This is a genomic window from Parasphingorhabdus sp. (assembly GCF_039982395.1).
GTDB lineage: Bacteria > Pseudomonadota > Alphaproteobacteria > Sphingomonadales > Sphingomonadaceae > Parasphingorhabdus.
Genome location: NZ_JBDWYO010000007.1, coordinates 111,375 through 121,740, shown reverse-complemented (window position 1 = coordinate 121,740; position 10,366 = coordinate 111,375). Strand labels below are relative to the sequence as shown.

At 50.3% G+C, this 10,366-nt stretch carries 8 protein-coding genes; 3 read left to right on the top strand and 5 right to left on the bottom strand.

From position 1 onward, the window contains the following. Positions 1-238: 238 nt before the first annotated feature. From ABJV08_RS16240 to ABJV08_RS16230, 3 genes are all read right to left on the bottom strand, one after another. Positions 239-1,912, bottom strand: coding sequence for a hypothetical protein (locus tag ABJV08_RS16240; protein WP_348039988.1), 1,674 nt, complete (start codon positions 1,910-1,912; stop codon positions 239-241). Between the two features lie 28 nt (positions 1,913-1,940). Further along, positions 1,941-2,630 (bottom strand): hypothetical protein, encoded by a 690-nt coding sequence (locus tag ABJV08_RS16235; RefSeq protein WP_348039987.1) that lies wholly within the window; start codon positions 2,628-2,630, stop codon positions 1,941-1,943. Between the two features lie 271 nt (positions 2,631-2,901). Further along, positions 2,902-3,546 carry a response regulator transcription factor gene (locus ABJV08_RS16230; protein ID WP_348039986.1) on the bottom strand — a complete coding sequence of 215 codons (645 nt, stop codon included), beginning with the start codon at positions 3,544-3,546 and terminating at the stop codon, positions 2,902-2,904. Between ABJV08_RS16230 and ABJV08_RS16225 the strand changes: the two genes are divergently transcribed. Then, positions 3,525-5,531, top strand: coding sequence for a sensor histidine kinase (locus tag ABJV08_RS16225; protein ID WP_348039985.1), 2,007 nt, complete (start codon positions 3,525-3,527; stop codon positions 5,529-5,531). The two genes, ABJV08_RS16230 and ABJV08_RS16225, sit on opposite strands and share 22 nt — an antisense overlap. Before the next feature lie 248 nt (positions 5,532-5,779). On the opposite strand, the gene ABJV08_RS16220 is transcribed toward ABJV08_RS16225, so the two are convergent. Further along, complete coding sequence (locus ABJV08_RS16220; RefSeq protein WP_348039984.1) at positions 5,780-6,469, bottom strand: response regulator transcription factor; 690 nt, start codon at positions 6,467-6,469, stop codon at positions 5,780-5,782. 62 nt (positions 6,470-6,531) lie between these two features. Here ABJV08_RS16220 and ABJV08_RS16215 point away from each other — a divergent pair, with 62 nt between their 5' ends. Next, positions 6,532-8,502 (top strand): ATP-binding protein, encoded by a 1,971-nt coding sequence (locus tag ABJV08_RS16215; protein WP_348052751.1) that lies wholly within the window; start codon positions 6,532-6,534, stop codon positions 8,500-8,502. Positions 8,503-8,542: 40 nt separating this feature from the next. On the opposite strand, the gene ABJV08_RS16210 is transcribed toward ABJV08_RS16215, so the two are convergent. Further along, positions 8,543-9,103 carry a hypothetical protein gene (locus tag ABJV08_RS16210; RefSeq protein ID WP_348039982.1) on the bottom strand — a complete coding sequence of 187 codons (561 nt, stop codon included), beginning with the start codon at positions 9,101-9,103 and terminating at the stop codon, positions 8,543-8,545. A gap of 207 nt (positions 9,104-9,310) precedes the next feature. Here ABJV08_RS16210 and ABJV08_RS16205 point away from each other — a divergent pair, with 207 nt between their 5' ends. Then, a complete protein-coding gene (locus tag ABJV08_RS16205) occupies positions 9,311-10,345 on the top strand; it encodes a hypothetical protein (protein WP_348039981.1) in 1,035 nt (344 codons plus the stop codon). Positions 10,346-10,366: the final 21 nt, after the last annotated feature.

Here is a 10,366-nt window from a genome sequence, read left to right as displayed (position 1 = left end):
CCGCTCACAGCGATACATTCGCCGACGGACACTAACCAACTGCATCATTTACTTCAACAATCCTGAGCGCTGGCATTTTGAAGTGGCGGTATTCTGAAGGCACTGTCATCATGGTTTTCATGCCCGATGGTAATGTTTCTTGCCATAGACATTTGTCGCTCATTTGACCTAGCGCCAATGTCCGCTTTGGGCGCAAAGCGGACATTGGAATCTGATAAAAGGTCCTTCCCTTCGGTCTTCAATCACTAAAATTATAGACATTTTCTCCGCGTCTGGCTTCCATCGGAATGGAATGGAATCTTCTGAGTGAACCACCCATACATGGGATCGTGTCGGCATTCCGGAACGTGTAGGCTTTCCCCTTATCTGTGCACATTGGTGTACTGTTTCCAGTCCAATTCTTGCCGCTCTTGGGATCAAAAGCCCAAATCTTGACGGAATAGTCCATACCTTTGCCATCGGGTCCGTCCGGTAAGAAAATTTTGGCGCATTTTTTCCGTTTTGCGAAAAAACGCCCTTCGGATAACCAGCCGGCTTGGCCCCCTATGGCCGCCCCTTTCCAGTAGGCAAATCCAATCGCGATCTTCTTTGATTTTGAACGATTGCACAGTTTGAGCATGGTTCGCTGGGCATCATGCGCCTTCTGTGCTCTTCTCACTTCGCCCCGCGCGATGATTGCTGCGGCTAGCGCCGATGCGATATTGTTGGCAGCATTATGCGCCAATTGCGTAGTTGTGGGCGGCGGTGCAGCATAATCTGTCGGAGGATAATATTCCGTTTCACCATATTCTTCCTCTTGGGGTTCCCATGTGTTTTCTGGTTCCTCAATGATGGTTGGTGCCGACCCGGCAATCCGTGTTGGCAAGACTTCAGTTCTATTGCGGATATAGGATAGTTCGGCTTCCGCTCCGACTGTTATAAAGGCGGCCACTCCTTCTACTTGCCCGCTATCATAGTTGAAATAGGCCGATGCTCCACTTCCGCCAGCGGCTGCGAAGGCCACCGTCGCGCCGTGTCCATTGCCTCCGAAGCTATGGTTGTCTTTCTTGTACATGCCAATGGTGACGGCAGCGCCTGCGCCTATGGCGTTGAATTTTACGCCCAATGTGTGATAAGTTGCGACCGATTGCCGCCCGTTGACATCAAAGGCGAGGCCATTTTCTCCTTCAAAGCCGATACCGAAAGAACCGCCGCCGCTGGCGCCCAGAGTCACGGTTTGATAGCCAGCCCGACGGGCTTCTTCCAATATGATTGGCAGGCATCGGCTTGAGAGCATCTGTTGCGCCAAAAAAGTTTCTGGGATTTTCCGTTGAGAGCTCAACAATTTATCCAAACTGCATTTTTGGACAGAATGAAGGGCCATGCCAAGCAAATTGCCGCTTTCTTTAATCGTATTTTTCGCCATATTCACAATATCGCCGTCATTTTGAATACACCGGTTCTTTAGAAAATGCTCCACCAGACGGCCGTTGCATGAAGGGAAAAAAGGCGGCTTGCAGGGTTTTTGACCCCGTCCCCCGCATGTCGAGGGCCTTTGCAATGCTTGTTTTACTTCCGTGCGAATGTCGGCCGCTCCATCTTTGACCGTGTTGACAATGTCATTGTCTTTGCGGATGCAGACACCCTTCAAGAAATCGAGCACGAGCCGCCCATTGCATTTTGTCGGGAAACAGGCCTTCTGTCCTTCTCCGCCACAGCTTTGTGCATAGGCTTCCGACGATAGCGGCCCCACCGAAACCGGCACCATGAATGCGCAGACGGCTGCCAGCAGGAACAGAACGGAAAGCATCGTGTTTGGGATCCAGGATCCGGATGGCTCGGTGTTGGAAAAAGCAGGGTTTTGCATGAGTCCGTCTTTCGAATATTGGGTTTTGATGATGGCCGCGCGAACATGATGTGCACCGCCGGACATTATGGCGGTGCACGAGAGATATTCGCCGCTATTTTCTAGTGAGGTTCATACGGATTTTTCGGTTATCCCGGCTTTCCCAGAGCAGGTTTCCGTTGGGCAACACCGTGTAGACGCCGCTTCCATTATCATCCTTGAACTCGCTATCGCTAATCCGATGATAGAATACGCGTCGACCTGATTTACCCTTGCGATAGGGAGTGACAGACACCTTATCGCGGCCATTCATGCTGAAAACATTTTGGTTTTGACGGTTGTTGGCAAAAACAAAGGTGCCACTCAGATTAAATTTATCGACAGTTTCTTCGGTGACGGGTTCATGGCCGGTGCGCACCAGAGTTATTTTCCGGTTCCCTTTTTGCCAGACCAGTGCGCCCGAATTTTTATATGTGTAGGTTGCCCGGTCCTTTTTAAAAGCACCGACTTCTTCCCATACACCGGATCCCTTTTGCCCTTTCTTCCGGTAGATAACCTTTTTATATCTTTTGCCCTGGCGGATCGGCGTGATCTCAAGCCCACCAAATATGTCCATCTTAAATTCATTGATGAGAGACCGGTCGGATGTGGACTGGTAGATGCCATTGACCCGTTTCGCTGTGACCTGTGCATGGGCTTCGGGAGCCGTAGCGAGGGTTGCAATGGACAGAGCGGGGATCGACAGTGCCAAAGCCACCGCGATGCGCTTAGAGCCTTTGCTATGTGTCCGTGTCGTAAGAGCCATTGAAATTTCCTTCCTTTGTAATTGGCAGAATATGATCTGCGACAAGTCCGGGATTAGGATATTGCAAGTTCCGCTGTCATGAGGGCGATCCCCTATATTGGTTTTACAGAGGCCGCGGCAGGTCGTCTGGTTAGAATGAGGGATAATCCTCATTCAGGACGCAGCATTAATCTGCTAGTCGCGAATCATGTTATTCGAAGCCTGGACAGATAGACTTGGCGCAACGCAGCAACGCGCAAAATGGCGGAGAGAGTCTGACAATGTCCGTCGATCACAACTGGCGCGACTGGTCCAAAAGGCCTTCTTTCAAGGCATAGGCAATCAGTTGAGCGATGGAATGTACGTCCAGTTTGGCCATCATGCGGGTTCGGTGATTGTCCACGGTTTTGGCGCTGACCGACAGGCGGCTCGCAATTTCTGCATTGCTGAAACCTTCGGCAATAAGGTGCAGAACTTGACGCTCGCGCGCAGTGAGGCCGGAAGTTTCGGAATGTTCCCCCAAAATGGAAAGCGCCTGCTTCGATATATAGGAGCCGCCATTCAACACCACTTCGAAGCCTTTTTTCATTTCATCAGGGCTACAGCTTTTCAAAAACAATCCATCCACTTCCGCGGCAATCCAGTCGGCGAGATGTCCTTTGGCAGTGAACCCCGTTACGGCAATGACCCGTGTTTCAGGACTCCAGCGGCGTACCTCTCCAAAGACTTCCATACCTTTTGCCAGCGGCATAGCAGCATCCAGAGTCAGCAAGGTTGGGCGCAATTCTTTGGTCATCGATATGGCTTCGAGACCATTTTCAGCCTCCCCGACAACCTCTATGTCTCCAATTTTTTCAAGCACCGCCCGCAAGCCGTTGCGTACGACGGCATGATCATCGGCAATAACGGCATGATATGGACCGAATGATTGTGGCAAAAACCGCCCCCCATTTTCTAGCAAAACCAATCCGCTATGCGTGCTATTTCGCTATGTTTTTTCTGGCTAGCATTTCGGTGGCTAATGCACAAATGCTGACGCTCACTGAGCAAAATGACGACCTGAATATATTTGATCATATGGTTGTCGTTGGAGATCATAGTTTTGATTTCAACAATTTGTCAGTGCGGCAAAAGATGAGGCAGAAAGTCAGTAAGGGATCTGTCGCTAACGAGATCACCCCTGAGACCACAAGCGATGGCGATTGGCTTTATGTCCAGCTAGAAAATTCGACGAAAAATGGAATAAGCCGGGTATTGGATACCGAACATTTTTCTGATCATAATTACGCGATTTATTTGGAGCGAGCCGGAAAAATTACTCTGATTCTGGATTCGAGACTTCCGGCTAAAGATATTGAAAATCGGATCAGGCCCGAAGTGATATTGGCATCTCTTCCTATATATATGGCGCCGCAAGAAACAGTGGAAATATGGGCTCAGTTTCAAAATGGAAGTTCTGCAGGAGCTGTTCCCATTTATCTGCGGTCTGAATCAATCGTCACGCAGCATCGCAGCAAGAATTCCGCCACGAATTCGATATTCTATGGCGTTGGCCTAACTCTTTTGACTTTTTTGGTGCTTTTTTCATTCCTGCTAAAATCAAAGCCTGCCATTTACTATTCTCTATTTCTTGCGGCCTCCATAGCGGTGAATATGCAGCAGGACGGGTATTTCAGCCTTATGTTCTATTCTGGCGATCCCAATTTCAACATAATTACACGATTATTTGGGCAGTCCCTAATGCTCGTTTCTTATCTGCTTTTCATGATATCATTTCTGGACATAAGGAGGCGGTTTCCAAAATTTTTCGCCATGATCTGCGGGTACATGGTGGTGGTGGTGATTATATTAGGCCTGTATCCCTTTGTGGGTACAACAGATTTCTACAACTACTGCATAAACATCGTTGCTTTGATGTTTGCAGTCATAAGTCTGGGTTCGGCTTTTCTAGCCTATAGGTCTAAGCGATTTGGTGCCGGACTTTTTATTTTGGGAATTGCGATTTTTATCAGCTATCTGGTCTATAGCGTTTCCAACAATTTCCTTTGGCAAACTAGCTATGACTTCAATGTGATACTGACGGTCAAAATTGCACAATTGGTGGATGCTTCGGTGTTTACCGCCGCAATGCTACGCCAGACTTTTGGGCTTCGAATGCAACGCGATGAAGCTCTAAAAAGTGAACTAGCTGCAACACAGAAAAATCTAGAAACTGCTCAATCTTTACTGGTCGCAAAAAAAGACCGAGATCGTGCCAAAGCACTCGCGGAACAACATCGAGCCCAATTGGCAAATGTCAGCCATGATATGCGTCAACCGCTCACCAGTTTACAATTGGCACTGGAACAGGTCGACAATTCCTCGCCAGAACTGAAAGAGCAACTGGCGGCCGGCTTGAACTATTTGAACTCGTTGTTAGGCGATACTTTAACAAGCACTCGTCCTGATGGGCACGACAGCCATGCCGCTGAACCAGCGACAGATGCAGTCCCAATCCAGATTATTTTTGACAATCTGGAAAGAATGTTCGGAACAGAAGCGATGCAAAAAGGTCTTGCACTGAAGCTTGAACCGACCAACGTCGCGGTCGACACGGATGCTGTCTTACTAATCCGTATACTCTCTAATCTCATTTCAAATGCGATAAAATATACTCAAAAAGGGCAAGTTGAACTGCTCTGTTTCCAATATGGAGACAAAGCTTCGATCGAGGTTCGGGATAGCGGTGTCGGTCTCACTGAAGAACAGCTGTCCCGAGTCATGAAACCCTATCAACGCAATACCGTCGACGGGGATGGCGAAGGACTGGGCCTGCATATCGTTTCGACGATGGCCGAACAAGCTGGATTGGTCCTCGAAGCCGATAGCGACACTGGCCGCGGAACGGTTTTCCGATTGGACGGGTTTCGAGTATATTCCTAAAGTCCGCTTTGGGCGCAAAGCGGAGGTTGGTGCATCGTCATCAGAACAAGTCACTGACAGCGCGCAATTTCATTCTCGGGTTGCAACGCTGACAGAATGGTGTGATCACACCAGTCCATTACAAAGCAAACCACTGTACAGTGAATCCATTCTGATTTGGGTGCGGGAAACTGAACATGAGAATTTTGAAAAAATATGCAGGCGGCTTTTGCAGGGTCATAACAATGACGAAACCGATCTGCCTGCACTCATTCCAAGTCGTCAACAATGTTGCTTTTGTCTGCAGTCCGCGTGTGATCGACAATTTCGAGCAGCCCGTCGCGAGCTGCCAACGTCATGAGTTCGGCGAGTGAGTGGACACCCAATTTCTGCATCAGGCTGGTGCGATGATTGTTGACCGTGTTTATGCTGATCCCCAGGCGAGCGGCGAGCGCTCCGTTGTTGCTGCCTTGAATCAATCCGATAAGTATCTGACGTTCGCGTCTGGTCAGACTGTCATGAATCGAAGGTTCCTCCAGAACAGCTTTTACACTTTTAGAGACCCGGCTTTCGCCATTGGCAATATCACACAGAAGTTGCGGCCAACGATCAATCTCATCCCCTTTCAAAAGAAGGCCATGCGCCCCGCTTGCCATGGCACATTTCATTATGGTTGGATTTTGCAAACCGGTCATGAGAACGATTTTTGTTTCCGGGCACCAGCGGCAAATTTCTTCCACCACTTCCAGCCCTGTAATGACCGGCATGGCAATATCGACGATCAGGATGTCCGGTTGATGTTGTTTGGTTGCAGCAATGGTCTTGAGGCCATCCTCGGCGTCGGCGAGAATGGCAAAGCGACCATCACGTTCCAGCACACCGCGCAGCCCCGCACGAACAATAGCGTGATCATCTCCGATGACGATCCGCAATGGATTTTGCGAGTAAACCGTGTCCATTTTCCCCCAACCAAGCCTTTTTCCGACGGCTTTTCAGCACCACTCCGATCGGCCGTGGCAATATGAACAGCGTGCTCGAGATTTTCAACCAGCTTGTAACTACTATTCAAATCAAGCGACTTGGTCGATCCAATAAGCCGCTTCTGGTCCTACTGACCTTCCTTTCTCTGGCCATGATGAGTGATGCGGCAAAAGCCAATCCAAGAGTGATTGATCTCGCAAATCTCACGACGATCGACGACATCCAGTCAAATTCAAAGCCAGTTTTCAGGAAACAGAACGACCAGACCGAACATATCCGATTCAGTGTGCAACTCAAAAATAGCGGCGAGCAACCTGTTCTTTTCAGGGTCATGACTGAGGAGGCCGCACGAGCAGAGATACTGATAAGCTTGAACGATCAAGGTGAGAAAGAAATTCTTCTTCAATCCCGACAACGGTTCAAGGACGCCGAAACACTGAGCAGTCAAAACCTCCAGCTGTCATCCCGCCCGGTCGTTATAACCAAAAGCGGCTCGATACGGCTTGATATTGATATCCATGTTGCGATTGACGACCGCGCCTTTCCGATCAGTCTGGTTTCGGAAGATCAATTTATTGCCAAACGCCAAATGGTTACGGCAGTGCATGGTCTGTATTTCGGTTCAACACTATTTGCAGTTGTGCTGGCCACCGGTTTCGCGTTGTTGATGCGGTCGCATCTCATCGCACTATTCTCGCTGTACACTTTCACACTGATCCTGCTGAACATTCATACTTATGGTTATGCCACGCCATATTTACCGGACTTTTTCTCGATTCATCACGATGGAATAAAGCGCATCTTGCGGCTCTCCTGGTGCCTATTCTATTTTTTCTTTGCGACCGGTTTTACGAGTGCATCGCAAAATGCGCCTCGTATGTTCCGCTTTGCACTTTTTGTCGTTGCAGCAACCGTCATCAATTCGCTCATTGGTGCGGTTTTCCAGCTACCGGTCACAACAATCATAATGGTCGCAACCGGTACGGTTTTTCTGGCTATAGTGGGTTATTTTGTTTGGACGGCGCTTCGTGAAAACGTCAAAGGTGCTGGTCTATTCGCATTGGGTTTCTGCATTTTGCTTGCATATATCCTGCTTACAATACGCGCCGGATTTCCGGATGTTGCCAGACTCAATGATCAGTTCGACACCGCCGCTCTTTTTCTGCTGACACTGGATTGTCTGGTTTTCGGCGCAGCGATCATCAGCCAGGTCCGCGGTATCATGCAGGAGCGGGACGCCTCAAAGCAGCAAGAGCTCGCGGCTGCCATGCAAAGCAGCGACATCGCCAACCGGCTGGCGCAGGCGCATGTTGATCGCAATGTCGCGCTTGCGGAAATCACGCGTGCGCGACGAAGTCTTTCCGAAACGCGGCATGATTTACGCCAACCACTGGTTTCGCTGCGAGGCGCTCTGTCTGGTGTTGATCCGAAAAACCGGGAGCTTCACCGGGCGCTAGAATGGAGTGTCGACTATATCGATCAGTTGCTTTCGGCCACAACACTCGACGAGGAAGGTGCTGTGGCAACCGCCAAGAGAAAAGCCGAGGATGTCCAAAGCCGTCAGGAAACAGCGCTGGGCGAGCATCTGTTGACGCTGGAACAAATGTTTGTCGAGGAGGCATTGAACAACGGCTGCGCTCTCGAAATTTGCCAAAGTGATCTTGTGCTTGCGATACCCTCGGTTGCGATTCATAGAATTTTGTCGAACCTCGTCGACAATGCGATCAAACATTCAGGGGCAACCCACATCGGTGTGGAAGCAGGAATCATGGATGGACGGGCCTGGATAGAGGTCGCCGATAATGGCGGGGGAGTTCCGCCCGAAATCATAAAAAAATGCACCAGCATGCAAAGCGAACAGGCGTTCGATGAGGATCACGGGCCACATGGATTGGGCCTTGGAATTGCGCATTCGATATCCCAAACCGAAGGCCTCCGGCTCGACTATTGTCAAAGAGAAGCTGGTGCGTGCTGGAGACTGTCCGAAATTCCCGTAGCAAAAAGTCGATGATAGTCTGTGACACCAAAATCCGGCTCAATTTGGCCGATGCCTAATGTACTTTGCGGCAGTTTAGAAAACGAAAATTGTCGGAGAACGCAGTCTCTATCGATGTAAAAGCGGCCTGACCGCCTTTGATATGGAAACTGGCAAGGTCCGTGGCATAGCGTTCGCCGCTCCCACTTTGGGATAGGGGAAGGAGTAATGTCCGAGTTTGTTGAGGGCCTCTGATGGTGGGGTGCGAAACGGAAATCAATTGGTTGGCGTCAATAGACATCCATCTCACCTGGAGAGGAAAGTCTCCGTCACACACATATTTCGTGGGGACTTGATCCGTGCGGAAGACCGGAGCCAGACTGTCCTTCGGTGGGTCAGGCGTAGGGCTAGTCAAACTCATCAGCACGAACGCTAATCCTGCGACAGTCTGTTGCAAAGCTGGCATCAGATCATTCCTTATAACAACAAGAGGCTTGCAAAGATGCGCTTGATCTAACCCATTGTAGATGGCAGCCAAATGGTGTGATTGCACTATTTCGAGCCATTTGATGGGTTCTAAAACCAGCAGCAAAAAAAGAAGCGCGATATTCGACAGCAGATCCAATTGTTCGCGCAAGGAGGAATTCAGTGGTCTGTATCGCTGAACCCCTGACTGACATATTCTAGCATATGGTCACATAAGTTTATGAAAGAAAGTGATTTTTCGAAATTCCAATGAACTTCAGATGAACGGCTTTCTGCGAAATATAGTGTGATTCCACTATGGGCTTGCTGGCCACTTTTCCACATGAATATTTCGTCGCCTAAAGCGGGGAGTACGAGCATGAGGAAGATCGGATTACGCACTGGGTTGTCCGTGGCATTGGCAGTAACCGCTGTTGCGGGGGGGCAGCCGGCGTTGGCGCAGGCAGAAGATTTCAACGCCTTTTTCGAAAAGAAAAACAGCGGAACAGCCGCATCGGAACGGCCAGACCATCATTCACGTGACCAGAGACGAAATATCCGGCGGCCCTCCAATCCTGATTTCAACGGGCCGGTCTATCGCCGACATGTTGGTGACCTTGCTGCCAACGGCGATCTGTCCAAGCTTGAACAGCGAGGCTATGATGCCCGGCGGGCACGGCCCGGACATCAAATAGGCGATGAATTTGACTTAACACCCAACGAGCGCCGGGATCTGCAGCAACGTGGGCGGCAAGCGCAGATTACGCGCGGACGGCGCAATGGTTTTCGCCCGGTAATCGAAGAGACAGCTGCTGGCTCCCGGAACCATAGCACGCATGCTCAATATCGATATGATGGCTATACTGGTGCAGGACGGGAGCCAGTCCGCGGCCAGGGTGCGCGGCTCATGAGAAGGGCTAACCGGTCAAAAGGGACCGCAAAGAGTGGCTATGCGGCTACATCCTTGCAGAACAGAATATCGGCTGTCGATATGGGCGCCGAGGCCTTTGGTGGGCATAATGCTGGAATAGGCGAATATGGCGTCGCCATGACTGTCGGCCAAGCGCAAGTCTTTGCCAATGGTGATGACCCCGTCGTTGCCGCGGCGGGCGCGACAGAGCGGTTCGGGCATAATCTCTACGGCGCAGCCCACGGCGTCGGCCAATCCATTCGCGATCCCAGAAGAATTCCGGGCAACGTGAATCGCGCCGCAGCAGGGGTCGCCCAAACCGGTACCAATGCCGTCCGCTATGTTGGGGAAACGGTCATAAAATCGTCGCAGGATGGCGCTCGGTTCGTATCCGATCCTCAATATGCGTCGACGCAGGTCAAAAAAACCGTCGGAAATATCGGCAAATCGACCTGCAAGGGCGTCTCCACACTTCTCGGTCTCAACAAACGAAAGTGCAGATAAGGCATTGATCGTAATCAATTC

What these genes read in the sequence shown, in the direction of transcription:
- ABJV08_RS16215 (WP_348052751.1), top strand. Translation starts at nt 6,532, where the DNA reads ATGAACAGCGTGCTCGAGATTTTCAACCAGCTTGTAACTACTATTCAA.
- ABJV08_RS16240 (WP_348039988.1), bottom strand. Translation starts at nt 1,912, where the DNA reads ATGTCCGGCGGTGCACATCATGTTCGCGCGGCCATCATCAAAACCCAA.
- ABJV08_RS16220 (WP_348039984.1), bottom strand. Translation starts at nt 6,469, where the DNA reads ATGGACACGGTTTACTCGCAAAATCCATTGCGGATCGTCATCGGAGAT.
- ABJV08_RS16205 (WP_348039981.1), top strand. Translation starts at nt 9,311, where the DNA reads ATGAGGAAGATCGGATTACGCACTGGGTTGTCCGTGGCATTGGCAGTA.
- ABJV08_RS16225 (WP_348039985.1), top strand. Translation starts at nt 3,525, where the DNA reads ATGGACCGAATGATTGTGGCAAAAACCGCCCCCCATTTTCTAGCAAAA.
- ABJV08_RS16235 (WP_348039987.1), bottom strand. Translation starts at nt 2,630, where the DNA reads ATGGCTCTTACGACACGGACACATAGCAAAGGCTCTAAGCGCATCGCG.